This window comes from Streptomyces luomodiensis, from assembly GCF_031679605.1.
GTDB classification, from domain to species: Bacteria; Actinomycetota; Actinomycetes; order Streptomycetales; family Streptomycetaceae; genus Streptomyces; species Streptomyces luomodiensis.
Genome location: NZ_CP117522.1, coordinates 7,425,393 through 7,449,791 on the forward strand (window position 1 = coordinate 7,425,393; position 24,399 = coordinate 7,449,791).

27 protein-coding genes are annotated in these 24,399 nt (G+C 72.4%); 20 read left to right on the forward strand and 7 right to left on the reverse strand.

Annotated features, from left to right (window positions below):
* Positions 1–62 precede the first annotated feature (62 nt).
* Together PS467_RS31350 and PS467_RS31355 are read right to left on the reverse strand one after the other, a co-directional pair.
* The gene (locus PS467_RS31350) at positions 63–1,100 is read right to left on the reverse strand and encodes a DMT family transporter (protein ID WP_311038027.1); all 1,038 of its coding nucleotides are present in this window, start codon (positions 1,098–1,100) and stop codon (positions 63–65) included.
* 97 nt (positions 1,101–1,197) lie between these two features.
* Positions 1,198–2,076: an NAD(P)H-binding protein gene (locus PS467_RS31355; protein WP_311038028.1), complete on the reverse strand. Its 879-nt coding sequence runs from the start codon at positions 2,074–2,076 to the stop codon at positions 1,198–1,200.
* A gap of 131 nt (positions 2,077–2,207) precedes the next feature.
* On the opposite strand from PS467_RS31355, the gene PS467_RS31360 reads away from it, so the two are divergent.
* Positions 2,208–3,107: a LysR family transcriptional regulator gene (locus PS467_RS31360; protein WP_311038029.1), complete on the forward strand. Its 900-nt coding sequence runs from the start codon at positions 2,208–2,210 to the stop codon at positions 3,105–3,107.
* Between the two features lie 71 nt (positions 3,108–3,178).
* On the opposite strand, the gene PS467_RS31365 is transcribed toward PS467_RS31360, so the two are convergent.
* Both PS467_RS31365 and PS467_RS31370 read right to left on the reverse strand, forming a co-directional pair.
* Entirely contained in the window at positions 3,179–3,367 is a 189-nt protein-coding gene (locus PS467_RS31365; protein ID WP_268975041.1) for a DUF6126 family protein, read from the reverse strand.
* A complete protein-coding gene (locus PS467_RS31370) occupies positions 3,364–4,041 on the reverse strand; it encodes a helix-turn-helix domain-containing protein (RefSeq protein WP_311038030.1) in 678 nt (225 codons plus the stop codon). Before PS467_RS31370 ends, PS467_RS31365 begins: the two co-directional genes overlap by 4 nt.
* Before the next feature lie 176 nt (positions 4,042–4,217).
* On the opposite strand from PS467_RS31370, the gene PS467_RS31375 reads away from it, so the two are divergent.
* From PS467_RS31375 to PS467_RS31400, 6 genes are all read left to right on the forward strand, one after another.
* On the forward strand, positions 4,218–4,646 hold the full coding sequence (locus PS467_RS31375; RefSeq protein WP_311038031.1) for a ribonuclease: 429 nt from the start codon (positions 4,218–4,220) through the stop codon (positions 4,644–4,646).
* A gap of 187 nt (positions 4,647–4,833) precedes the next feature.
* A complete protein-coding gene (locus tag PS467_RS31380; RefSeq protein ID WP_311038032.1) occupies positions 4,834–5,799 on the forward strand; it encodes a sugar kinase in 966 nt (321 codons plus the stop codon).
* A 210-nt stretch (positions 5,800–6,009) separates the two neighbouring features.
* Positions 6,010–6,663 (forward strand): bifunctional 4-hydroxy-2-oxoglutarate aldolase/2-dehydro-3-deoxy-phosphogluconate aldolase, encoded by a 654-nt coding sequence (locus tag PS467_RS31385; RefSeq protein WP_268975045.1) that lies wholly within the window; start codon positions 6,010–6,012, stop codon positions 6,661–6,663.
* Positions 6,664–7,053: 390 nt separating this feature from the next.
* Positions 7,054–7,899, forward strand: a complete 846-nt coding sequence (locus PS467_RS31390) for a transporter substrate-binding domain-containing protein (RefSeq protein ID WP_311038033.1) — start codon at positions 7,054–7,056, stop codon at positions 7,897–7,899.
* A gap of 129 nt (positions 7,900–8,028) precedes the next feature.
* The gene (locus PS467_RS31395) at positions 8,029–8,685 is read left to right on the forward strand and encodes a TetR/AcrR family transcriptional regulator (protein WP_311038034.1); all 657 of its coding nucleotides are present in this window, start codon (positions 8,029–8,031) and stop codon (positions 8,683–8,685) included.
* Positions 8,686–8,814: 129 nt separating this feature from the next.
* Positions 8,815–9,534 (forward strand): DUF1700 domain-containing protein, encoded by a 720-nt coding sequence (locus tag PS467_RS31400; protein ID WP_311038035.1) that lies wholly within the window; start codon positions 8,815–8,817, stop codon positions 9,532–9,534.
* Here PS467_RS31400 and PS467_RS31405 read toward each other — a convergent pair.
* Positions 9,477–9,989 (reverse strand): hypothetical protein, encoded by a 513-nt coding sequence (locus tag PS467_RS31405; protein WP_311038036.1) that lies wholly within the window; start codon positions 9,987–9,989, stop codon positions 9,477–9,479. The two genes, PS467_RS31400 and PS467_RS31405, sit on opposite strands and share 58 nt — an antisense overlap.
* A gap of 197 nt (positions 9,990–10,186) precedes the next feature.
* On the opposite strand from PS467_RS31405, the gene PS467_RS31410 reads away from it, so the two are divergent.
* From PS467_RS31410 to PS467_RS31455, 10 genes are all read left to right on the forward strand, one after another.
* Positions 10,187–10,516, forward strand: coding sequence for an oligopeptide/dipeptide ABC transporter ATP-binding protein (locus PS467_RS31410; protein ID WP_311038037.1), 330 nt, complete (start codon positions 10,187–10,189; stop codon positions 10,514–10,516).
* A 123-nt stretch (positions 10,517–10,639) separates the two neighbouring features.
* On the forward strand, positions 10,640–11,407 hold the full coding sequence (locus PS467_RS31415) for a GntR family transcriptional regulator (protein WP_268977169.1): 768 nt from the start codon (positions 10,640–10,642) through the stop codon (positions 11,405–11,407).
* A gap of 244 nt (positions 11,408–11,651) precedes the next feature.
* Complete coding sequence (locus tag PS467_RS31420; protein ID WP_268975055.1) at positions 11,652–12,641, forward strand: sugar ABC transporter substrate-binding protein; 990 nt, start codon at positions 11,652–11,654, stop codon at positions 12,639–12,641.
* Positions 12,638–13,690 carry an ABC transporter permease gene (locus tag PS467_RS31425; protein WP_311038038.1) on the forward strand — a complete coding sequence of 351 codons (1,053 nt, stop codon included), beginning with the start codon at positions 12,638–12,640 and terminating at the stop codon, positions 13,688–13,690. Before PS467_RS31420 ends, PS467_RS31425 begins: the two co-directional genes overlap by 4 nt.
* Positions 13,687–14,571, forward strand: a complete 885-nt coding sequence (locus tag PS467_RS31430; protein ID WP_311038039.1) for an ATP-binding cassette domain-containing protein — start codon at positions 13,687–13,689, stop codon at positions 14,569–14,571. The genes PS467_RS31425 and PS467_RS31430 overlap by 4 nt, the downstream gene beginning before the upstream one ends.
* A 225-nt stretch (positions 14,572–14,796) precedes the next feature.
* The gene (locus tag PS467_RS31435; RefSeq protein WP_268975058.1) at positions 14,797–15,951 is read left to right on the forward strand and encodes an ROK family glucokinase; all 1,155 of its coding nucleotides are present in this window, start codon (positions 14,797–14,799) and stop codon (positions 15,949–15,951) included.
* On the forward strand, positions 15,948–16,559 hold the full coding sequence (locus PS467_RS31440) for a hypothetical protein (RefSeq protein WP_311038040.1): 612 nt from the start codon (positions 15,948–15,950) through the stop codon (positions 16,557–16,559). Before PS467_RS31435 ends, PS467_RS31440 begins: the two co-directional genes overlap by 4 nt.
* Positions 16,560–16,624: 65 nt before the next feature.
* Complete coding sequence (gene pcaDC, locus PS467_RS31445; protein WP_311038041.1) at positions 16,625–17,914, forward strand: bifunctional 3-oxoadipate enol-lactonase/4-carboxymuconolactone decarboxylase PcaDC; 1,290 nt, start codon at positions 16,625–16,627, stop codon at positions 17,912–17,914.
* Between the two features lie 38 nt (positions 17,915–17,952).
* On the forward strand, positions 17,953–18,600 hold the full coding sequence (locus tag PS467_RS31450; protein WP_311038042.1) for an MBL fold metallo-hydrolase: 648 nt from the start codon (positions 17,953–17,955) through the stop codon (positions 18,598–18,600).
* Positions 18,601–18,667: 67 nt separating this feature from the next.
* Complete coding sequence (locus tag PS467_RS31455; RefSeq protein ID WP_311038043.1) at positions 18,668–19,447, forward strand: exodeoxyribonuclease III; 780 nt, start codon at positions 18,668–18,670, stop codon at positions 19,445–19,447.
* Positions 19,448–19,494: 47 nt separating this feature from the next.
* On the opposite strand, the gene PS467_RS31460 is transcribed toward PS467_RS31455, so the two are convergent.
* Positions 19,495–21,303 (reverse strand): SGNH/GDSL hydrolase family protein, encoded by a 1,809-nt coding sequence (locus tag PS467_RS31460; protein WP_311038044.1) that lies wholly within the window; start codon positions 21,301–21,303, stop codon positions 19,495–19,497.
* 154 nt (positions 21,304–21,457) lie between these two features.
* Between PS467_RS31460 and PS467_RS31465 the strand changes: the two genes are divergently transcribed.
* The gene (locus PS467_RS31465) at positions 21,458–21,898 is read left to right on the forward strand and encodes a DUF6278 family protein (RefSeq protein ID WP_268975064.1); all 441 of its coding nucleotides are present in this window, start codon (positions 21,458–21,460) and stop codon (positions 21,896–21,898) included.
* Positions 21,899–21,971: 73 nt separating this feature from the next.
* Here the strand turns inward: PS467_RS31465 and PS467_RS31470 are convergent, their stop codons facing one another.
* The gene (locus PS467_RS31470) at positions 21,972–22,412 is read right to left on the reverse strand and encodes a globin domain-containing protein (protein ID WP_311038045.1); all 441 of its coding nucleotides are present in this window, start codon (positions 22,410–22,412) and stop codon (positions 21,972–21,974) included.
* Between the two features lie 300 nt (positions 22,413–22,712).
* Here PS467_RS31470 and PS467_RS31475 point away from each other — a divergent pair, with 300 nt between their 5' ends.
* Positions 22,713–23,459, forward strand: a complete 747-nt coding sequence (locus PS467_RS31475; protein ID WP_311038046.1) for an amino acid ABC transporter ATP-binding protein — start codon at positions 22,713–22,715, stop codon at positions 23,457–23,459.
* Positions 23,460–23,467: 8 nt separating this feature from the next.
* On the forward strand, positions 23,468–24,391 hold the full coding sequence (locus tag PS467_RS31480) for a glutamate ABC transporter substrate-binding protein (protein WP_432280657.1): 924 nt from the start codon (positions 23,468–23,470) through the stop codon (positions 24,389–24,391).
* Positions 24,392–24,399 lie beyond the last annotated feature (8 nt).

The following is a 24,399-nucleotide window of genomic DNA, read 5'->3' on the forward strand; positions in this document are numbered from 1 at the left end:
TCCATCGAGGGAGGGACGGTGGGGCGGGTCCGGGTCCGGGTCCGGTCGGACGCGGACGTGGATCACATCGTGGGGGTGCCTCGCGGGCGCCGGGAGGCGATCCAGACGGCGCCGAACGTGAGCGACGCGCCGAGGATGGTGAGGACGGAGGGGGACCGGCCGCCCGAAGGGACGAGGAAGTCCAGGGCGATCGAACCGGCGAGCTGCCCCGCGATAGAGGCCATGCTCAGCAGCAGGACACCGATCCGGCGCACCAGGAACGCCGAGGCGCCGATGAACACCACGCCGCACAGACCACCGAGGTAGACCCACAAGCTGGTGGGCAGCGGGGCCCCCGCGGTCCCCTGTACGAGTGTTTTCGCCCCCCAGGCCGCGACGAGGAAGACCGCACCGACAAGGAAGTTGAGCCAGGTCGCTGCGAGCGGCGAGCCCGACGCGGCCGTCGTCGCTCCGTTCAGGGCCTGCTGCACACCGAGGAGGAAGCCCGCGACGATGGCGGCGAGGGCCGGCAGGATGATCGTGGCCGGGGCCGGGGTGTCGGTGAAACGGGGCAGGGCGGACACGACCGCGGCCACCAGGATGACAGCCGCTCCCGTGAGCCGAGCGGCGCCCGGTCGCTGCCGCAGGCCGCCGCCGATACCCCGGCTGTCCACGATCAGACCGCCGAAGGTCTGACCGGCGATGGCCGACACGGTGAACACGGCGATTCCCGTGACCAGCGCGGCGGTGGACTGGGCCACGGCGAACGTGCCGCCGAGCACACCGGCCAGCAAGTACCGGCGGGGGAGCCGACCGTCCCGTGCAGCGCCGGCCAGGCTGCGCAGCGCGCCGCGCAGCCCGGGGGAGAAGAGCGCGAGGAGGGACAACAGGACGAGTCCGCCCGAGAAACTGATCGCCGCCGCGGCGATGCCGTCGTCGAGGCGATGACTCAGCTCACCGTTCAGACGGGCCTGTACCGGTACCACCATGCCGGCTGCGATGGCCGCCACGACGGCCGGCGAGCCGCCGCGCGGCACGGACGGGCGGGGCTGTTCCGCCGGCTGGGGGCCGGGCCCGGCAGGACGACGGCCTGACCCGGGCAGTGCGGTGGGAGTGCTCATGTCGAAGTTCCTTCAAGAAGGGCTGCGGCCGGACGGGGGCCCCGGCCGCTGACGTCCGGTCGCGCCCCGCCTGCGGCAGGGCCCCCGCAGGTCGCTCTCAGAAGTCCGTACGCGCGATGTCGTCGAGGACCGACGGTCCGGTGGGGGACCAGCCCAGGACACGCCGGGCCCTGTCGCCGAGCACCGTGCACGTGGACGACCTGGCCGAGCTGTACGTGCTCGCGCTGGAGAAGGCCCCGGCCGGTTCGTACTTCATCGGCGCCGGCGGCGCGAACCCGACCGTACGGGAGATCACCGAAGCGGTGAGCCGCTCCGTCGGCCTGGCCGGACGCGTCGAGCCCGAACCCGTCGTGCAGACGCTCGACCGGCTCGGCCTGCTCGGCGAGGCCCTTCTCCTCGACCAGCAGGCTTCGGAGTGCTGGTCACCGGGACCGATCATGGTGAGCGCCGGGGTGTTTCCGGCGGTTCGGGGACCGGCGGCGACGAGGTTCAGCAAACCGCCGCCGTGGCCGTACACCACCGCCGGTGCGATGACCGAGGTCCGGACGTTCTGCGCGTCGCGCACGAGCGTGCCGAGCGGCACCCGCCAGGCGGTCAGCCGCGGGGGGTTCATGCCGGACGACTCGGTGATCGCCGAACCGCTGCCGTGCAGCCAGACACCGGTGGTGTGCACGAACGGCCGGTCCGTGTCCCGCAGCGCGCGCAGGAAGCTGGTGACGGCCACCTCGTCGACGGTCGCGCTGGTCTCGTCGCCCGGCGAGGCCACGTGGATCACGCCCTCGCTCGCGGCCGCGAGTTCCTCCAGGGTGTCGCCGTCCGCCAAGTCGGCGACCGCGGGCTCGACGCCCTTGGCCCGCACCAGCTCGGCCTTCTCGGCGGAGCGGACCACGGCGGTGACCTGGTGGCCGCCGGAGATGAGTCGATCGAGCACCGCGGCTCCGATGTAGCCGGTGCCGCCGGTGAGCAATACGCGCATGGTCATCCTCTTTCGCTGACGTTTCCAGGCCGGGTGGTTGGCCCGCACGACAACAGTCGCCCTGTCCGGCTATCGTGTCCAACGAATGTTTTCGAATGACCGATCGGACTTACCGATGAATGAGGTGGGGTGTGGACCAGAAGCGGTTGGAGTACTTCATCACCGTCGCCGAGGAGCTGAACTTCACGCGGGCGGCCCAGCGGCTGCACGTCACCCAGTCCACGCTCTCGGCCGGTATCAAGGCCCTGGAGCAGGAGCTCCGGACCGAACTGCTCCTCCGCTCCACGCGGTCGGTCAGATTGACGGAGGCCGGCTCGGCGTTCCTCCCCGAGGCGCGGACCGCGATCGAGGTGCTCGACCGGGCGCGGGCGGCGGTGGAGCCGCTCGCCACGGGGCTGCGCGGCAGCCTCACCGTGGGCGTCCTCAGCGGGCTGACGGTGATCGACGTACCCGCGCTGGCCGGTGCATTCCACCGGCACTATCCCGAGGTCCGATTGCGCACCGAGACCTCCCAGCGGGGAACCTCCGGGCTGATCGAGCGGATCAAGGAGAGCCATGTCGACGTGGCCTTCGTGGGAGCCGACATCAAGGACGAACACCTCAGATCGAGGGCCATCAAGAAGTACGAGGTCCAGCTGCTGGTCCCCGCCGATCACCCACTGGCCGGCCGGAAGAGCGTGCGGCTCGGCGACGTCGCCGGGGAATCCTTCGTCGACATGCCCGCCGGTTTCGGGCAACGCCGGGTCGTGGACGACGCGTTCGCGAAGGAGGAGCTGTTCCGGCGGGTCCTCATCGAGGTCTCGGACATCACCACGATCGCGGACTACGTGGCGCACGGCCTGGGCGTGGCGCTGTTGCCCCCGGACTTCGCCGCGGCGGTCGGGGACGCTGTCCGTACCGTCCCCCTCGCGGACGCCCGACTGGCCTGGACGCTCAGCGTGGTCACCTCCGCGACGCGTCCGCCGACGCGGGCGCTGCACGCCTTCCTCGACTTGATCCCGCACCACATCCGGCGCGACCGCGTGTTCTGAACGGACGTCGCCGGCCGGGACGTCGACTACGGTACGGCGCGGCCCCCGGGCCGCAGTCCCTGGGCCACCGCCTACTTCGCGCCCGCCACGTAGAAGAGGAAGAACAGAAAAGCGGCGATGAAGTGGACGCCCACCAGGTAGATGAAGACCCGGACGGTGAAGGTCATCGGCGCCCGGTCCTCCTCGTTCGGTCCGGTCCGGGCACTCGCCGGCGGGCCCGTCCGGGCATCGGTCGCGCTCAGGTCGTTCGCGTCCTTCATGGTCTACCGGGCCTTCCTCCGCGAGGGTCGCCGCCGAGGCATAGCTCGGCCGCGCCGCTCTGGAGCAGCGTGTGGACGAAGAGCAGATCCGCGCCGCCGGACCGGGCGGCGGCGATACGGTGCGGGGTGAGCGAGTCGAAGTGGGCCGCGTCGCCCGGGGAGAGCACATGGACGGTCTCACCGAGGGTCAGCCGCAGCCGGCCGCCCAGGACGTACAGCCACTCCTCGCCGGGATGGACCCGCACCAGGTCCTCCTGGGCACCGGAGCGCTCCGGCACATGCAGCCGCAGCGCCTGCATGGCCCGGCCGGAGCCGCCGGCCTGCCAGTAGGTCCAGCCGCCCGCCTCCTGCGCCTCCATGCGGTCGGCCCGGACGATCGGGTCCCGTTCCGGGGACACCTCGCCGAGCAGGTCCGATACCGTGGTTCCGTAGGTACGGGCCAGGGCCAGCAGCATCGGGAGCGAGGGCTGGCGGCGGCCCGTCTCCAGCCGGGACAGATGCGCGGGGGAGAGCCCGACGCGCCCGGCGGCGGCCTCGAGCGTCAGACCACTGCGGCGCCGCAGGTCACGCAGGCGGGGAGCGACGGTGGGGAGCTCGGCGGGCGGTCCGCCGGAGTGACCGTCGGCCGGTCCGTCCGTGGGCCTCTCGGCGGGCCCGTCGGGGAGCGGGTTCATATCTCCGGTATAGCCAGCGGATGACCTCAGAGGCAAAAGTTTTGCCTGTGAGGCAAGAACCGTGAGATTACGTCTTCGTTACCCTCTCCGGCGCTTCGCGGAGTTCTTGTGAACGCCGGGAAAACGACGAGACTTGGCATTGACACGACAGGGTCTACGCGCGTCATGCTATCCGTATGACGATCCCCCCACGGCTCGCCCGCATCGGCGCCCTCGGCGCCCTCGCCTCGACGCTGATCATCGGCGGTACGGCCACCGCGGCCACCGCGGTCACCCAGCCGGCACCGCGGACCGTTGTCTCCTCGCAGGTCATCGCGGCCGTCGGCGACATCTGCTACTCGGATCTGCCGACCGAGGCCCATGACACCCTGGACCTGATCGAACAGGGTGGCCCCTACCCGTACCCGCAGGACGGCACCGTCTTCCAGAACCGCGAAGGCGTCCTCCCGTCCCAGTCCTCCGGCTACTACCACGAGTACACCGTGATCACCCCGGGCTCGGACGACCGCGGCGCCCGGCGCATCGTCACCGGGCAGAAGACGGACGAGGACTACTACACGTCCGACCACTACGCCTCGTTCGACCTGGTGGACTACGGCTGCTGACGCGGCCCCACCGAAAAGCGCCACCCCCCGCACCGCGGCCGCTGCCCCCAACCGGGCAGCGGCCGCAACGCGTTGCGCCCTCCATGCGGGTTGTCCGCCATGACGGGCTGCCCGGGAACCCCGGGCGGGTCCTCGTCGTTGCTTCCCGATAACGTCTCGGTAGAAGCGGACGTGCGGGGAGGCGCTGATGGCGAACGGTCCGGAAGTGGTCACGTGCGGGGAGGCCATGCTTCTCCTGCTCGCCGAGCCCGGGGTTCCGCTGGACCGGGCCGTGCATTTCCGCCGGTCGGTGGCGGGAGCCGAGTCCAATGTGGCCGTGGGTCTCGCCCGGCTCGGGCACGGTGTGCGCTGGCTGGGCCGGGTCGGTGCCGACCCGGCGGGCGAGGCGGTGCTGCGCGAGCTGCGTGCCGACCGCGTGGACGTCGCCCACGCGATCGTGGACGACCACGCCCCCACCGGGCTGCTGATGCGGGACAGCCACCCGCACCGCGCCATCGATGTGCAGTACTACCGCACGGGCTCGGCCGCCTCCCGGCTGACACCCGAGCAGATACGCCCCGAGGCCCTCGAAGGCGCCCGGCTGCTGCATCTGTCCGGGATCACGCCGATGCTCTCGCCGACCGCGGCGGCCGCCAGCCGGCGCCTGGTGGAGCTGGCCCGTGCGGCCGGGGCCAAGGTGTCCTTCGATCCGAACGTACGGCACAAGCTGGGCGGCGCGGCGCAATGGGCCCAGACGGCGGGCCCGTTGCTGCGCGACGCGGACATCGTCTTCGCGGGCGAGGACGAGTTGGAGCTGCTGACCGCCCAATCCGCCGACGAGGCGGCGAAGGAGCTGGTGCGCGGCGGGGCCGGCGAGGTCGTGGTCAAGCGCGCCGACCACTCCGCCACCGTCCTCACCGCGGACGGCCGCTGGGACCAGCCGCCGCACGCGGTGCCGGTCGTCGACCCGATCGGGGCCGGTGACGGCTTCGCGGCCGGCTATCTTTCGGCGCGTCTGCGCGGACTGCACGAGGACCAGGCGCTCGCCGAGGCGGCGTGCGTGGCCGCCCTGGTGGTCCAGGCCGCCACCGATACGGACGGGCTGCCCACCGCCGCCGCGCGGGACCGGGCGCTCGCCGAGCTGTCCGAGGGCGGGGACCCGGTGTACCGCTGAGCCGCCCCCCGGCGGCGCACCGCGGCGCGCCACGACGGACAGCGCGGACAGCGCCCACAGCGCGCATCGCACGGACAACCCGGATACCGGCTACCAAGCGCAGCACAGCACCGCACATCGTCAACCGCACACCGAAACCGCCGCATATCCCGGAGGCAATCCGGGGCGGCACCGCCAGCACCATCTGGGAGAGGAAAGGCGGCGACCGCCGTGTACCGCTGGGAGATCACCCGGGCCGCGCTCAGACAGCGCGTCCTCGCCATCGTCCGCAGCGACAGCTACGACCACGCCCACGCCACGGCGGACAGTCTGCTCTCCGCCGGCATCACCAGCCTGGAGATCTCGCTGACCACCCCGTTCGCGCTGGAGGCGGTCACCACACTGATCCGGGAGGTCGGCGACGACGCGGTGATCGGCGCGGGCACGGTGCTCGACGCCGCCTCCGCCCGGATGGCGGTGGACGCCGGGGCCCGCTTCCTCGTCTCGCCGAGCCTGGACCCCGAGGTCATCCGCACCGGCCACCGCTACGGACTGCCGGTCTTCCCCGGCGTGGCCACGCCCACCGAGGCGGTGCGCGCGATGGAGCTGGGCGCGGACGCCCTGAAGCTCTTCCCCGCCTCCGCGTACGGGCCCAGGTGGGTCAGCGACGTACGGGCCGCGCTGCCGCAGGCCGCCGTGATCCCCACGGGCGGGGTGACCCTGGCCGAGGCCCCGGACTGGGTCGCGGCCGGGGCCGTCGCCTGCGGGATGGGCTCGGCGCTGTCCGAGGGCGACCGGGACACCGTGGTCAAGCGCGCCGCCGAGCTGCTGGCCCGCCTCGCGGATGTGGCACCGCCGCTGGACTCGGCGCCCGAGCCGTACTGACGTACCGGCCTGCTGACATACCGTCGGCGGGGTGCGCGGGCCATCCCGACGCGGCCCGCATGCCGCACCGACGCGGCCTGAACGCCATACCGACGCGCGTCGCACGCCACACCGGCGTGGCCCCGCATGCCGACGCGACTCGCGCGCCGGACCAGGGCGAACAGCCGACGCGGCCCCGCGTGCCGACGCGGCCGCGCGCCGTACCGACGCGGCCCCCGCGCGCCGTGCTGACGCGGCCTCCGCGCGCCGTACCGACGGCCACGCGGCGCACGTCGTCGCATCCCAGCAGGCGGTCAGTGGGTTCCCGTGGGCCCGGACTTCTGCCACCCTGAGCGGCTGTGATCATGCGGCTCGTACCGGCCGCCAGCCCGCCCGTGCCCAGGAGATGCCGTGAGACGTACCGTCACGCTGTCCGCCCTCGCCGCCGTGCTCGCCGCCACCGCCGCCGGTTCGGCGCTGGCCGTCGGCTCCACGGCGGAGCCGGAGTCGAAGCGGGCCGCCGCCGCCGACCGCGCGCAGCGGGGCGGCACCTTGCTCGACCGGGTGCCCCGGCGCGGGGTTCTGCGGGTGTGCACCACGGGCGACTACCGGCCCTTCAGCCACCGCGATCCCGAGTCCGGCGCCTACACCGGCATCGACATCAAGATGGCCGGGGACCTGGCCAAGAGCCTGGACGCCAAACCGTCGTTCGTGCCCACCACCTGGGCCGACCTGGTGGACGACCTGGCCGCCGGGCGGTGCGACGTGGGCATGGGCGGCGTGTCGGTGACCCTGGCCCGTGCCCGCAAGGCGGCTTTCAGCGAGCCGTATCTCACCGATGGCAAGACGCCGATCGTGCGCTGCGAGGACAAGGACACCTACCAGACGCTGGAGGACATCGACCGGCCGGGCGTGCGGGTGGTGGTCAACCCGGGCGGCACCAATGAGCAGTTCGCCCGCGCCCATGTCAAACAGGCCACTCTGACCGTCCATCCGGACAACACCACGATCTTCGACGAGATCATCGCGGGCCGCGCCGATGTGATGATGACGGACGCCAGCGAGACCCGCTACCAGTCCGCGATCCACCCGGAGCTGTGCGCGGTCCACCCCGACGAGCCGTTCTCCTTCTCCGAGAAGGCGTACGTCCTGCCGCGCGGCGACACGCAGTTCAAGGAGTACGTCGACCAGTGGGTCCACCTGGCCACGCACGACGGCACGTACCAGAAGTACGAGGATGAATGGATGAAGCGCTGAAGCGATGAAGCGCTGAGGCGGCGAGGCGCGGAGCGGCGGCGGACGGCCGGCGGCTGAAATTATCGGCATCGCCGTACGACTCTCGCGTCCACCGCCCTCCTACGGCGTCCGGAGCGGGAAGATGGCCCCATGAGTGCCGCCCAGCCACCGCGCCGCCGCTCGGACGCCGTCGCCAACCGCGCCGCCCTCCTCGACGCGGCCGAGCGGATCCTGCTCCGCGACGGGCCCGCGGTGCCGCTGGACGTGGTGGCGCGCGAGGCCGGGGTCGGCATCGCCACGCTGTACCGGAACTTCGCCGACCGCGAGGAGCTGTACGCGGCCGTCGTCCACCGCTGCTACGAACTCGTGGCCGCCCTCGCCCAGGAGGCCGAGCGCAGCGCGGCGCCGCCGCTGGACGCGCTGGCCGGTTTCCTGGACCGGCTGCTGACCGAACACCACCATCTCGCCCTGCCGCTGCTCGGCGCCCCCGGCCCGCTCCAGCAGGACGGGGCCGAACCCCTCGGTCCGCGGATCTCCCGGTCGCTGGCCGCGGTCCTGAAGCGGGGGATCGACGACGGCTCGATCCGCCCCGACGCCACCGCCGCCGATCTCGTCGTCGTCGGCGCGATGCTCGCCCACGCCCAACTCCCGCCCGACGCCTGGCAGCGCGCCGCCCACCGGATCGCCGTACTCGTCCTGGACGGCCTGCGCGCCCGACCCGGCACCACCCGGCTCCCGGCCGGGCTCACCGAGCCCGAAGTCGACCGAATCATGACCCGCCGTGGGAGCGACACGGCGGCCCACTAGCCTGTCGAGCGCAGCGGGACGCGCAGATGCGCGAATCCGGGAGCGGCTCTCGTGCGGGTGCTACACGCTGACGGAAGCCGGTCGCAGTGCCTGGTCCGGTGACCGTTCCCTCGCATCCGGAGAGACGACATGAGCAGTCCCCTCAGCCACCCCCTCGTGCGGACCTTTCTGTCCTCGGTCGAGCGGCAGACCGCGGCGCTCCCCGCCGCATGGCGGGAGGAACTGCTCGAGGACCTGCGCGAGGAGATCGCCGCGGCACTGGCGCACGCCCCCGCCGAGGGGCCGGCCGACGCCCCCGCCGCGGACCCCGTGGCGGACCCCGTGGCGGGCGGCGGCTCGGCCGACAGCGATGAGCGGGTGCGGCGGGTCCTCGACTGGATCGGCACCCCGGAGGAGATCGCGGCGGACGCGCTGGCCGAGGAGTCCGGCAGCATCCCGCCCGAGCCGGAGAACGTCGGCGGCACCTGGCTGACGCTCGGCCTGGCCGTGCTGCCCGTGCCGCTGTGTCTGGTCCCGGGGGTGGGCATACCGCTGGGGCTGGCCGCCGCCCTCGGCGCGCTGGTCCGGCTGTGGCGGTCCGCGCCGTGGGCGCGGCGGGAGAAGCGGCAGGCCACCCTGTTCGTGCTGTCGCCCCTGGTGACGGTGCCGGTGCTGGCGGTGGTGCTGTCCCTGGCGTTCGACGGGATCAGCGCCCCCGCCTTCGTGGCCTCCCTCCTGGTGGCCCTCACCCTGCCCGTGGTCGGCGCCGTACGGCTGGCCCGGTCCGCCGCCCGGCTGCGCGAGCGGTCCGGTCAGGATGTCTCCAGCCGCAGCACCCGCACCCCGTACGGGGGCAGGACGACCGTCTGAGCCGTCGTGCCGTCGAGGGAGGTGAGCCGTCCGCCGTCCGCCACCACCGGTTTGACCGTCAGCTCCGCCCGCGCCTGGCTGACCAGCCAGACGAAGACCCGGCCGTCCTCGTGCACCAGCCGGTCCACCGCGACCCGGGGGTCCGCCACGGTGACCGGGCGGCTGACGCCCGCGTGGGCGGCGAGCGCGTCGTAGAGGGCGCTGGTGGCCTCGGGGTTGACGCGCGGGGTGACCGCGGCCATGTGCTCGATCGGATAGGTGCAGAACACCACCGACCCGGCGCCGGTCCGGCGCAGCGGCAGCGCCGGGCGGCCGCGCCCGTCGACCGCGAGGATCTCGGCGCCGTCCGGTTCCACGGGCAGGAAGACCCGGCCGTTGCCGGTGGCCGGGGTGCGGAAGGTGAGCCTGGCCCCCTCGGGGAGGGTGCCGAACGCCCGGGTGAGGGTGAACGTCACCTCGTCGTCCTCGATGGGGTCGACCAGGCCGTAGTCCAGCTGGTGGCGGACGCCGAAGAGCTGTCCCAGATGCGCGCCGGCCGTCCTTCCGCCACATTCCGCCGGCGCCCTTGGTGTAGGAGGAGCGCGGGCTGGCGCTGCTCTACGTCACCCACGATCTGGCCACCGCCCGGCACTTCTCGTCCGAGGTGATGGTGATGTACCGGGGCGAGATCGTCGAGCGCGGCCCGAGCGACGAGGTGATCCTGGCCCCACGTCACCCCTACACCCAGCTGCTGGCCGCCGCCGCGCCCAGCTCCGGGGCGAGCCGGGAGCGGACCCGGGCCGCGCGGGCCGCGCGGCTGGCGGCGCGGGAGCGGCGGGACGCGGAGCGGCGCGAGGCGGTGGTGGGGGACGGCTGCCGCTTCCGGCCGCGCTGTCCGTTCGCGATGGACGCCTGTGCGCGGCGGCCGCCGGAGCTCGAGGCCGGACCGGGGCACCGCGCCCGGTGCTGGCTGGTGGGGGCGGACGGCGGTGCACGGCCGTGACGGGTGACACGGCTGTGGGCGTTGTCGGCCCGGCCCGGCGCGCCACCCTGCGTAGTTTGTCCGGACAATAAAACTTCACAACTTCCCGTCATGTGCTCATCCGGATACCCTCGGGCCGTGGCTATGGAGGAAGAAGACTCTTCGGGCGGGGCGGAGGCGCTCCAGCTCAGTGTCGACCGCAGCAGTCCGGTCCCCCTGTACTTCCAGCTGTCCCAGCAGCTGGAGACGGCGATCGAGAAGGGGCGGCTGGCGCCCGGAAGCCTGCTCGGCAATGAGATCGAGCTGGCCGGACGGCTCGGGCTGTCCCGGCCCACCGTCCGTCAGGCCATCCAGTCGCTGGTGGACAAGGGGCTGCTGGTGCGCCGCCGGGGCGTGGGCACCCAGGTGGTGCACAGCCAGGTCAAGCGTCCGCTGGAGCTGAGCAGCCTCTACGACGACCTGGAGGCGGCCGGTCAGCGCCCCGCCACCCGGGTGCTGCGGAACACCACCGAGTCCGCGACCGCCGAGGTGGCCGCCGCGCTCGGCATCGCCGAGGGCGCCGAGGTGGTGCTGATCGAGCGGCTGCGGCTGGCGCACGGCGAGCCCATGGCCCATCTGCGCAACCACCTCCCGGTGGGCCTGCTCAAGCTGGACAGCGCCGACCTGGAGCGCACCGGTCTCTACCGCCTGATGCGCGCGGCGGGGATCACCCTGCACAGCGCCCGCCAGGCGGTCGGCGCCCGCGCGGCCACCGCCGAGGAGGGGGAGCGGCTCGGCGAGCCGGCGGGCGCGCCGCTGCTGACCATGGAGCGCACGACGTTCGACGACACCGGCCGGGCCGTGGAGTTCGGCTCGCACACCTACCGGGCCTCCCGCTACGCCTTCGAGTTCCAGTTGCTCGTACGCCCCTGAGCCGGGCGTTCCCGGCCTGACCCGTTGACGTGGCCCGCGCCCCCCGCTACAAGTCCCCCAGCCGCCACGGGGCGGCCGGGCGGCCCCGTCGAGCACCCCGGAAGCTCCGGCGAGAGCCGGTGACGGATACTTGGCGGCGGCCGGGCCCGATCATGCGGTGCCCGGCCACGAAGGTGACAGCGGGACGAACACACAGTGAGAAGGGCGGGTCTTCGTGGCGAAGGTGCGGAGAGGGGCACGCGCGATGACCGCCGCCGTGCTCGCGGCGGTTCTGGGTACGGCCCTGGCGGGCTGTAGCAGTACGGGCGGTAAGCGCGCCGAGGAGCGGGCCGCCCGGGAGGCGGCCGCCGGTGGGCGGGCGGCGGTCAACACCCCGAAGTGGACCTTCGCGATGGTCACCCACTCCGGCGACGGCGACACCTTCTGGGACATCGTCCAGAGCGGCGCCAAGCAGGCCGCGGTCAAGGACAACATCAAGTTCCTCTACGCCCACAACGAGGAGGGCAAGGAGCAGGCCCAGCTGGTCCAGTCCTACCTCGACCAGAAGGTCGACGGTCTGATCGTCACCCTCGCCAAGCCCGACGCCATGAAGTCCGTGATGAAGAAGGCCCAGAAGGCCGGGATACCGGTGATCACGGTGAACTCCGGCTCCGAGGTGTCCAAGGCCATGGGCGCGCTCACCCACATCGGCCAGGACGAGACCATCGCGGGCGAGGCCGTCGGCGACGAGCTCAACAAGCGGGGCCGCAAGAAGGCCCTGTGCGTGATCCACGAGCAGGGCAACGTGGGCCTGGAGCAGCGCTGCGACGGCGCCGCCAAGACCTTCGACGGCAAGCTGGAGAAGATCTACGTCGAGGGCACCAACATGCCCGATGTGCAGTCCTCGGTCGAGGCCAAGCTCCAGTCGGACAAGGGCATCGACACCGTGCTCGCCCTCGGCGCGCCCTTCGCCGACACCGCCGCCAAGGCCGCCGAGCAGGCCGGCAGCGACGCCGAGATCGACACCTTCGACCTCAACGCCAAGGTCGCCGCCGCGCTGCAGAACGGCACGCTCGGCTTCGCCGTGGACCAGCAGCCGTACCTCCAGGGCTACGAGGCCGTGGACCTGCTGTGGCTCAACCGCTACAACGCCGATGTGCTCGGCGGCGGACGCCCGGTGCTGACCGGTCCGCAGATCATCACCAAGGACGACGCCGCCCAGCTCGCGGCGTATACGAAGCGGGGGACCCGATGAGCGCGCAGGCACCGCCCGTGCAGGAGGAGCTGGTCGGCGGACCGCCGGTGCGCGGCTCGCTGGCGCGCCGGCTGGTGGGCCGGCCGGAGCTGGGCGCGGTCGTCGGCGCCGTCGCCGTCTTCGTCTTCTTCTCGGTCGTCGCCGACGCCTTTCTCCAGTGGTCGAGCTTCAGCACCGTGCTGTACGCCTCCTCGACCATCGGGATCATGGCGGTGCCGGTCGCGCTGCTGATGATCGGCGGCGAGTTCGACCTGTCCACCGGGGTCCTGGTGACCAGCTCGGCGCTGATCTCCTCGATGTTCTCGTACCAGATGACGGCGAACGTCTGGGTCGGTGTCGGGGTGTCCCTGCTGGCCACCCTCGCGATCGGCTTCTTCAACGGCTATCTGCTGGTCCGCACCAACCTGCCGAGCTTCATCATCACGCTCGGCACCTTCCTGATCCTCCAGGGCTGCAACCTCGGCTTCACCAAGCTGATCAGCGACACCGTCTCCACCAAGAGCATCTCCGACATGGAGGGCTTCCCCTCCGCCCACAAGGTCTTCGCCTCGCACCTGACCATCGGGGACGTCGAGATACAGATCACCGTGGTGTGGTGGCTGGCCCTGGTCGCGCTCGCCACCTGGATCCTGCTGCGCACCCGCGCCGGGAACTGGATCTTCGCGGTGGGCGGTGCCAAGGAGGCGGCGCGGGCGGTCGGCGTACCGGTGGCGCGCACCAAGATCGGCCTCTATCTGGGCGTCGCGCTGGCCGCCTGGATCTCCGGACAGCATCTGCTGTTCAACTACGACGTCGTCCAGTCCGGCGAGGGCGTGGGCAACGAACTGCTCTACATCATCGCGGCCGTCATCGGCGGCTGTCTGCTGACCGGCGGCTACGGCTCGGCGGTCGGCGCGGCCGTCGGCGCGTTCATCTTCGGCATGACCAACAAGGGCATCGTGTACGCCCAGTGGGGCGCCGACTGGTTCAAGTTCTTCCTCGGGGCGATGCTGCTGCTCGCCACGCTGCTCAACTGGTGGGTCCGCAAGCGGGCGGAGGAGAGCAAATGAGTACGTCCAAGGCATCCCCGGCGTCCGAGCCGTCCCCGGCGTCCGAGCCGTCTGCGGCGTCCGAGTCGTCCCGGACGGCTCTGGTCGCGCTGCGCGAGATCGGCAAGTACTACGGCAACGTCAAGGCCCTGGACGGCGTCTCCCTCGAGGTGCACGCCGGGGAGATCACCTGCGTCCTCGGTGACAACGGCGCGGGCAAGTCCACCCTCATCAAGATCGTCGCCGGGCTGCACCAGCACGACGGCGGCAGCTTCACCATCGAGGGCGAGGAGGTCCGGCTCGGCTCCCCCCGCGAGGCCCTCGACCGCGGTATCGCCACGGTCTACCAGGACCTCGCCGTGGTCCCGCTGATGCCGGTGTGGCGGAACTTCTTCCTCGGCTCCGAGATCCACAAGGGCCGCGGACCGCTGCGCCGCCTGGACGTGGCGGCGATGCGCGCCACGACCCACCGCGAACTGCTGCGCATGGGCATCGACCTGCGCGATGTCGACCAGCCCATCGGCACCCTCTCCGGCGGTCAGCGCCAGTGCGTGGCCATCGCCCGCGCCGTCCACTTCGGCGCGAAGGTGCTCATCCTGGACGAGCCGACGGCGGCGCTGGGCGTCAAGCAGTCCGGGGTCGTGCTCAAGTACGTCGCGGCCGCCCGGGACGCGGGCCTCGGCGTGGTCCTCATCACCCACAACCCGCACCACGCCTATCTCGTCGGCGACCGCTTCGTGCTGCTCAAGCGCGGCACCATGGCGGGCAGCCACGCCAAGGACGAGATCGCCCTGGAGGAGCTCACCCGGCAGATGGCGGGCGGCAGCGAGCTGGAACAGCTCAGCCACGAACTGGCCCGCACCCCCGCCCCCGATCTGTCGGAGGGGGTCGCCAAGGGCTGACCGGCCGGGTCCCGGAGCCGCGTCCGGTGCTCCGCGCGGGCCGCGCGCCGTAGGCTCGCCATGCGGCGTGAGGCACGGGTGAGGCACAATCGCACGGCGGGCCACACCCGCCACGACCGACGCATCCGAGGCCCCGGCCTCCCGAGACCACCGCAGGGACGACGAACTCTTGCGAGCACGTACCCGCAGCGACCGCACCCCCCACACGGCCCCGGGGGCCGGCCGATGAGCATCTACCGCGAACGAGTGCACCGGGGCTCGGCCCGAGCCACCGTCCTGCGGACGGTCGGCACCCGCGAGCGCCGCTCGCACCTCACCGCGCCCCGGGTGCCCACGGTCGGCATCGACATCGGCGGCACCAAGGTGATGGCCGGGGTGGTCGACGCCGACGGCAACATCCTCGAGAAGCAGCGCACCGAGACGCCGGACAAGTCCAAGAGCCCCAAGGTCGTCGAGGACACCATCACCGAACTGGTGCTGGATCTCTCCGACCGGCACGATGTGCACGCCGTGGGCATCGGCGCCGCGGGCTGGGTGGACGCCGACCGCAACCGGGTGCTGTTCGCCCCCCATCTGTCCTGGCGCAACGAACCGCTGCGGGACCGGCTCGCGGAGCGGCTCGCCGTCCCGGTCATGGTCGACAACGACGCCAACGCCGCCGCGTGGGCGGAGTGGCGGTTCGGCGCCGGACGCGGCGAGGACCATCTCGTCATGATCACCCTCGGTACCGGGATCGGCGGCGCGATCCTGGAGGACGGCCAGGTCAAGCGCGGCAAGTACGGGGTCGCCGGGGAATTCGGCCATATGCAGGTCGTCCCGGCCGGGCACCGCTGCCCGTGCGGCAACCGCGGCTGCTGGGAGCAGTACAGCTCCGGCAACGCGCTGGTCCGCGAGGCCCGTGAACTGGCCGCCGCCGAATCGCCGGTGGCCTACGGGATCATCGACCGGGTCGGCGGCAACATCCAGGAGATCACCGGACCGCTGATCACCGAGCTGGCCCGGCAGGGCGACGCCATGTGCGTCGAACTCCTCCAGGACATCGGCCAGTGGCTCGGCGTCGGCATCGCCAACCTCGCCGCCGCCCTCGACCCCTCCTGCTTCGTCATCGGCGGCGGCGTCAGCGCCGCCGACGACCTGCTGATCGGCCCGGCCCGGGACGCCTTCCGGCGCACCCTCACCGGCCGCGGCTACCGGCCGGAGGCCCGGATCGTCAAGGCGCAGCTCGGCCCCGAGGCCGGGATGGTCGGCGCCGCCGACCTCGCCCGGCTGGTCGCCCGTCGCTTCCGCCGGGCCAACCGCCGCCGCACCGAGCGGTACGAGCGCGCCGGGTCCTCCTCCCCGCTGCGGCTGGCGCCGCGCAGCCAGGCAGGCCGCGAGTGACCGCCGCCGAGCAGTGCCCCGCGCCGGGCGCCGTCCCGCCGGGCCGCGACAGCGGCGCCCCGCAGAGCCCCGGGCCGGCCGGCGGCGAGGGGGGCCGTCCGCCGCGCCGCTGGCTCAAGGCCCTGGTCATCTTCCTGCTGATCACGATCCCGGCGGGCTATCTGGTGATCTCCGCCATCCAGAGCCGCAGCGGCGGTGAGGAGAAGGCGGAGGCGGCGTCGGCCAAGGGCCTCACCGCGGGCTATCCGACCCGGGTGCAGCGGCGCATCTACGACGTGCCGGTGCCCGCCTACTCCCGCAAGGTCGCCTTCTACGAGACGAACTCCTGGAAGGTCAGCACGATGTACGTGCAGTTCGTCACCTCCTCCCAGGGGCTCGACACCTTCCTGACCCGGATCGGCACCCGCCGCACCGCCCTGGAGAAGGGCGCGGTGACCATCACCGGGAAGCAGGCGGAGAAGGTCGGCTGGCAGGTCGGGGCGCCCGGTCATGACTGGGCCGGAATGGTGCTCAAGCAGAAGGAACCGCAACCCAAGCTGAGCATCACGGTCAAGTTCGACAACCCGTCGCATCCCAAGGTGTACGTGGTCTCGACGGTCACTCCGTAGGTCCTTCGCATCCCGGGGGCAATGGGGCCGAAAGGCCCGCCACCCGTGTCGGATACCTTTTTCGGGTGAGTGAGACGAAGACACTTCAGTACCGGACCGACGGCCCCGAAGACGGGCCCGTGCTCGTCCTCGGACCGTCACTGGGCACCACCTGGCACATGTGGGACCGCCAGATACCCGAGCTGTCCCGCCACTGGCGCGTCCTCCGCTTCGACCTCCCCGGCCACGGCGGCGCGCCCGCCCACCCGGCCCACTCCGTGGCCGACCTCGCCGCCCGGCTGCTGGCCACCCTCGACGAGCTCGGCATCGAGCGCTTCGGCTACGCGGGCTGCTCGATCGGCGGGGCCATCGGCGCCGAACTCGCCCTCCGACAACCCCAGAGAGTGGGCTCACTCGCCCTCGTCTCCGCCTCCCCGCGCTTCGGCACCGCCGACTCCTTCCGGCAGCGCGGCGTCGTGGTCCGCACCAACGGCCTGGACCCGATCGCCCGCGCCACCCCCGAGCGCTGGTTCACCCCCGCCTTCGCCGCCGCCCAGCCCGCCATCGTCGACTGGGCCGTCCAGATGGTCCGCACCACCGACCCCGGCTGCTACATCGCCGCCTGCGAGGCCCTCGCCGCCTTCGACATCCGCGCCGAGCTCAGCCGGATCGGCATCCCCACCCTCGTGGTGGCCGGCGCCGAGGACCAGGTCACCCCCGCCGCCGACGCCCGGGTCCTGGTCGCCGGCATCGCCGACGCCCGGCTCGCGCTCGTCCCCGGCGCCTCCCACCTCACCCCCGTCGAACAGCCGGCGGCCGTCACCGATCTGCTGGTGCGCCACTTCTCCAGCTCCTGGCAGTCCTCGGACCACCCGACCGGGATGACCGCGATCCCCACGCCCCCGCCCAAGCCCCTCCTGTCGCCCGCACAGCAGCCCGTCGCCGAGATCGCCGAGCCCACCGAGAACCCGCCCGAGCCGCTGCTGGACGCCCGCGCCGATGTGTACGACCAGGGCATCAAGGTGCGCCGCGAAGTGCTCGGCGACGCCCATGTGGACCACGCGCAGTCCCTGGCGGATGAGTTCACCGGCGACTTCGACGACTTCATCACCCGCTACGCCTGGGGCGAGGTGTGGACCCGGCCCGGTATCGACCGGCGCACCCGCAGCGTCGTCACCCTCACCGCCCTCGCCGCCCGTGGCCACCTCGACGACCTCGCCGCCCACACCCGGGCCGCGCTGCGCAACGGACTGACCCCCACCGAGATCAAGGAGGTGCTGCTGCACACCGGCGTCTACTGCGGGGTGCCGGCCGCGAACTCCGCCTTCGCCGTGGCCCAGCGCGTCATCCGCGAGGAGACCAGCCCGGAGGGGTAGCCCGGCCACCGGGGGACCGCGGTAGCACAATGATCTCCATGAAGCTCACCAAGAAGGGCCATGCCTGCGTCCGGCTCGAGAAGGACGGGCAGACGCTCGTCATCGATCCCGGAGCGTTCAGCGAAGAGGACGCGGCGGTCGGCGCGGACGCGATCCTGGTCACCCACGAGCACTTCGACCACTTCAACGAGGAGCGGCTGCGCACGGCGCTGGACGCCAATCCCGCCGCCCACATCTGGACGCTCTCCAGCGTCGCCGGCCAGATCTCGGCGGCGTTCCCCGGGCGGGTGCACACCGTCGGGGAGGGCGACACCTTCACCGCGGCGGGATTCGACATCGAGGTGCACGGCCAGCTGCACGCGGTCATCCACCCCGACATCCCGCGGATCACCAATGTGGGCTATCTGGTGGACGGCACGCTCTTCCACCCCGGCGACGCGCTCACCGTGCCCGCCGGGCGCCGGGTGGACACGCTGATGCTGCCGGTGCACGCCCCCTGGAACAAGGTCGCCGAGGTCATCGACTACGTCCGCGCGGTGGCCCCGCGCCGGGCCGTGGACATCCACGACGCCCTGCTGTCCGAGGTGGCGCCCATGGTCTACGGCCGGATGCTCGGCCCCGACGGCCCCGGTACGGGCGGCGCCGAGCACCTGCGGCTGACACCGGGCGAGTCCCTCACCTTCTGACGCCTTGCGGGCCGGCCGCCGGTGCGGACCGGACCGGCTGTCACACCCGGGATGTAGGTTGTCCCCTATGCGCATCGCGACCTGGAACGTCAATTCGATCACCGCCCGGCTGCCCCGGCTGCTCGCCTGGCTGGAGAGCAGCGGCACGGACGTCCTGTGCGTCCAGGAGACCAAGTGCGCCGAGTCCGCCTTCCCCTACGAGCCGCTGCGCGAGCTCGGCTACGAGGCCGCGGTCAACGCCACCGGGCGGTGGAACGGCGTGGCGCTGCTCTCCAAGGCCGGTCTCACCGACGTCACCGTGGGCCTCCCCGGCGGCCCGGACTACGACGGCGGGCAGGAGCCGCGGGCGATAGGCGCCACCTGCGGCCCGGTCCGCCTCTGGTCGGTCTACGTGCCCAACGGCCGGGAGATCGGCCACCCCCACTACGACTACAAGCTGCGCTGGCTTCAGGCGCTGCGCACGGCTGTCGCCGACGACGCGGCCGGTGAGCGTCCCTTCGCGGTCCTCGGCGACTTCAATGTGGCGCCGACCGACGAGGACGTCTGGGACCGCGCCCGGTTCGAGGGGCTGACCCATGTGACGGACCTGGAGCGGGACGCCCTGGCGGCGCTGCGGGAGGCGGGTCTTTCGGACGTGGTGCCGCGGCCGCTGAAGTACGACCGCCCGTTCACCTACTGGGACTACCGGGAGCTGTGCTTCCCCAAGAACCGCGGGATGCGCATCGACCTGGTCTACGGCAACGAGCCGTTCGCCAAGGCGGTGGACGACGCGTACGTGGACCGCGAGGAGCGCAAGGGCAAGGGCGCGTCCGACCACGCCCCGGTCGTCGTCGACCTGGAGGTGTGACACCCGGGGCGGGACGTCCTCACGCAGGGGGAGCCCCTGGGCTCCCTCTACCCCACCAGCTTCCGCAGGTCGATCGAGTCCGCCAGCGCCGCCAACCCCGCGTCCCCCGGGTGCAGATGGTCCCCGCTGTCGTAGGCGGGCAGGATGCGCGCCGGGTGGCCGGGGTCCCGGACCACCGCGTCGAAGTCCAGCACGGCGTCGAACGCCCCGCCGCTGTCCCGGATGAAGGCGTTGACGGCCGAGCGCCGCGCGTCCGCGTCCGCCGTGCACAGCGACTCGCCCTCGCACGGGGCGATCGTCGCCCCGACCACCCGCAGCCCGCGCTCACGCGCCCGCTCCGCGACGGACCGCAGACCCGCGATCAGCTCCTCGGCCGAACTGCCCCACCGCAGATCGTTGATGCCCTGGAAGACGACGACCGTACGGACCCCGGTCTGGGCGAGCACATCCCGCTCCAGCCGGTGCTGTGCGCTCACCCCGCCGGTGTCCGTACTGACGCCCTCGCCCGGATAGCGGTCGGCCACCACCCGGTTGGCCGAGATGCCCGCGTTGAGTACGCCGTACGCCGGGACCTCCAACTGGCCGCGCAGCCGGCGGGAGAGCACATCGGGCCAGCGGTGGTTGGCGTCACGGGTCGACTTGGTGCCGTCGGTGATCGAGTCACCCAGCGTCACCACCGAACCAGGCCCGCCCCGCACATCGACCCCGGTCAGGAACGGCCAGGTGGTGAGGGTGCCGGTATAGGACTCGGCGCCCTGCTCACCGGACTGGTCACCGCTGCCCGCCGCGCTCAGATACGACCGCTGGGTGGCCTGGCTGTGCACCGGCACCGCCTCGACCGGCCCCGGCAGATACATGCTCACCAGCAGATTGGCGTCCGCCGGGACCGGGAAGTCCACCGGATCGCTGAACACCTGGGCGCCCGCCGGGATCGAGGTCCCCGGCCGCCCGCCGAAGGTCAGCGGCACCGGTGTGCCACGCGCCGCCGCGCCGCTCGCCTGGAGCGCGACCGTCGCCCCGCCGATCTCCACGGGCGCCGCGGCGAAGGTGTTCTCCAGCCGGACCCGGACGCCCGGCCCGCCCGCGCTGGTGTGCACCACCAGCCGCAGCGTCTGATCCGTCCACGGCCCGACCTTGGTGTACCCGGCGGTGCTCGCCGCCCAGCTGCCGGTCCAGCCGTACCCGGGCTGCCGCAGCGCGAGGGCGAAGACATGGAGATCGGCCGCCGGTCCCGGGTCCTTCGGCAGCACCACCGACGCGATCTGCCGGCCGCGTCGCACCGGCACCGTCACCGCGTACAGCCGGGCCGTCTCCTGCCGCTGCCCGGCCGCGGTGTTGAGGTGGGGGAGGCCGACGGCCTTGGTGGCGGCGGGGCCCGCCCGCCAGTCGGGCGCGCTCAGCGTGTAGGGAGCGCTCGACCCGTCCCGGTAGCGCACCGCTCCGACGCCGCTCGCCCCGGCGCCGGGGCCCTGGGGTGAACTGCTCGCCACCAGGAAGGTCAGCGCCTCGCCGCGGCCGCGCAGCCGCACCGCCTGCCCGTCGGCGATCACGTTGTCTGGCCCTGTCCCCGCGCTCCTCGGCCAGGTCAGCCGCGCCGCGTCCAGGCCGATGCGCCGCCCCGGAGTCCAGCCGGCGGTCCGGAGATCCGCGGCGGAGAGCGAGGTGCCCGCACCGTCGAAGTCGGCGTCCCCCGGCCGGGCGTCCTCGCTGACTGCCTGATTGTCGAAAAGCCGCTCCAAAGGGAGCGGCTTGTGGGTCTGCGGGGCGGCCGGCGCGGGGGCCGCGGGGGCGAGGAGGACGAGGCCGACACCTCCCGCGACGATCCCGGCCGCTGTCCACGGTCTCGCGACGCGCATAAGTGTCCCCTCTCGCAACCAACCGGAGCGCTGATTCGACAGGCGCGGAGAGAACGTACGGAGGCGGGTGGGTGTCGTCAAGACAAGCATCGGGCCACGGCTCGTGCCGCGCGCCCTGTGGTGCGCCGGTGTGCCGGGTGCCACGCTGAGTGGTATGAACATCCCCTTCTTGGACAACTGGCGCAAGCGACGCGGCCCCGCCTCGGGTACGGCCCTGATGAGCGCCCAGGAGGAGGATCCCCAGGGCATCGCCCAACTGCTCTCCGAATGCGAGCTGCTGCGGGCGCGGGCCGCGGCCGCGGGCATCGGGCTCGATGACTCGACGGCCTCCCTGGAGGCCCTGGACCAGATGGTGCCGCGCTGGCGCGACGACCCGGACGAGATCCCCTGGCTGGGCAACGACGCCGGTCTCTACCTCGGCACGGTCATCGTCCGCACCGTCCCCGGCGCGGTCTGGCAGGTGTGGCCCAACGGCCGGCCCGTCGTCAGACTCGCCTCCGGCCGGGAGATCGACGTGGTGGCGGCCGGTCAGCAGTGGGCCGCCGACGGCGCCCCCGAACTCTCCCGGCGCTACGCCGAGGTGGCCGAGGGCTGATCCGGGCCCGCGCGGGGCCGGGGCCGGGTGCCGCCGAACGCGCGGCCCCGGCCCTGCCCGGCGGCGCTCAGGCTCAGTCCTGCGCGGCCCCGGCGGCCGCGGGGGCGCCCGCCCGCTCCATGGCCTGCCCCATGACATCGGTGATCACGCCGTATACCGCGACCCAGGCGGCCTCGGTCTCCGGCGTCCACGCCGGACCCGCGAAGTGCTTCAGGGAGGCGAGCAGGCTGGCGCCGACGGCCGGCAGATGCGCGGGGGCGGCGCCGTAGCCGACGTGCCGGGTGCCCAGGCCGTCCAGCATCCGGGTCACGGCCTCGGTGTCCTCCACCTTGCTCACCAGGGCTCGGAGGGCCTGCCACAGCCGGTCCCGCTGTTCCCCCATGTGCTCGGCGAACAGCGGGCGCACCGCGGGGTTGTGCTCGAAGAGGTGGTCGTAGAAGTACTCCGTCACCTGTGTTCCGTACGGCTCCACCGCGGCGAAGCTGCTCTTCACGAGTTCGGTTTGTGAAGTCATGGGGGAAACGCTAGGAAGGTTCTGTTTCGGGTGGTGCCCCCCTCGGTGACTCCTCGGCAAGTTTTCACTCACGGCAACTCGGCGGTCGCCGTGAGGAGTTGGCGGGTTGCCGTCGGATGGTGTGAAGTTCCTGTGCGGACGCGGTCCGCGCGCCCGGACCGCCCTCGCGGGGGTGTTATCCACCCACCCGTGCGTGTCTTGGGTGAAGTGTCGCTTTCATCCGGATAGCTTGCGCTGACCGGGACACAGCTGACCAGACACAGCTGACCGGGACACAGCGGAAAGTGGGTGGGGCCGGGTATGGCCGTCGGTGAGCCGTTGATCGAGCTGCGCGGCGTCAACAAGCACTTCGGTGCTCTGCACGTGCTGCGGGACATCGACCTCACCGTCGGACGCGGCGAAGTGGTCGTGATCATCGGTCCCTCGGGCGGCGGGAAGTCCACCCTGATCCGGACCATCAACCGGCTGGAGACCGTCCAGACCGGCTCCATCGTCGTCGACGGCCGGCCGCTGCCCGAGGAGGGCAAGGAGCTGGCGCGGCTGCGGGCCGAGGTCGGCATGGTCTTCCAGTCGTTCAACCTCTTCGCCCACCGGACCGTCCTGGCCAATGTGATGCTCGCGCAGGTCAAGGTGCGCCGGCGCGGGAAGCAGGACGCCGAGCGGCGCGCCCGCGAACTGCTGACCCGCGTCGGGCTCGGCGACCAGGCCGAGAAGTTCCCCGCCCAGCTCTCCGGAGGCCAGCAGCAGCGGGTGGCCATCGCCCGTGCGCTGGCGATGGACCCGCAGGTGATGCTCTTCGACGAGCCGACCTCGGCGCTGGACCCGGAGATGATCAACGAGGTGCTGGAGGTGATGCGTCAGCTCGCCCGCGACGGCATGACGATGGTCGTCGTCACCCATGAGATGGGTTTCGCCCGCTCCGCCGCGAACCGGGTGGTCTTCATGGCCGACGGCCGGATCGTCGAGGACCGTGCGCCGGAGGAGTTCTTCAAGGCCCCGGAGAGCGAGCGGGCCCGCGACTTCCTGTCCAAGATCCTCAAGCACTGAGCCGGGTGATGACGGATATGAGGCGTCCGCGCCATGTGACCGTGGCCCTCACCACGGTGCTGCTCGTGCTGCTCACGGCCGGCTGCGGCAAGGAGGGCAGCCCGCCCGCCAAGGGACCCCGGGCGGAGAAGCTGCCCACCTACACGGTGGCGACCGGATTCCGGCTGCCGTCCTCGCCCACCTGGCGCAGGGCCGAGCGCCGTGGCCATCTCACCGTGGGGGTCAAGGAGGACCAGCCCTATCTGGGCGAGCGGGACCCGGCCACCGGCCGCTACTCGGGGTTCGACATCGAGATCGCCCGCATGATGTCCGCCTCCCTCGGCTTCGACCCGAAGACCATCCGGTTCCAGACCATCGCCTCGGCCAACCGCGAGACCGCGCTCCAAAGCGGCCAGATCGACTACTACGTCGGCACCTACACCATCAATCCGCTGCGCAAACGGCTGGTCGGCTTCGCCGGGCCGTACTTCATGGCCGGCCAGTCGCTGCTGGTGCGCACCGACGAGAACGACATCCACGGACCCGGCGACCTGGCGGGCAGGACCGTCTGCTCGGTGGCCGGCTCGACCCCGCTCCAGCGCATCGAGGCCGACTACCCCAAGGCCCACGCGGTCGCGTACGACACGTACTCGGTGTGCGTGGACAACCTGCTCAGCTTCCAGGTGGACGCGGTGACCACCGACAACACCATCCTGCTCGGCTACGCGGCCAAGGCCCCCGAGGAGCTGAAGGTGGTGGGCCGGCCCTTCTCCAAGGAGCCGTACGGCATCGGCGTGCCCAAGCAGGACAACGCGCTGCGCTTCGCGCTGGACGACGCCATCCAGGCGCACCAGCGCAACGGCGACTGGAAGAAGGCGTACGAGGCGACCCTCGGCCTGTCCGGTGTGCCCGCCCCCAAGCCGCCCCCCATCGACCGCTACCGCACCGGCTGAAGGCCATC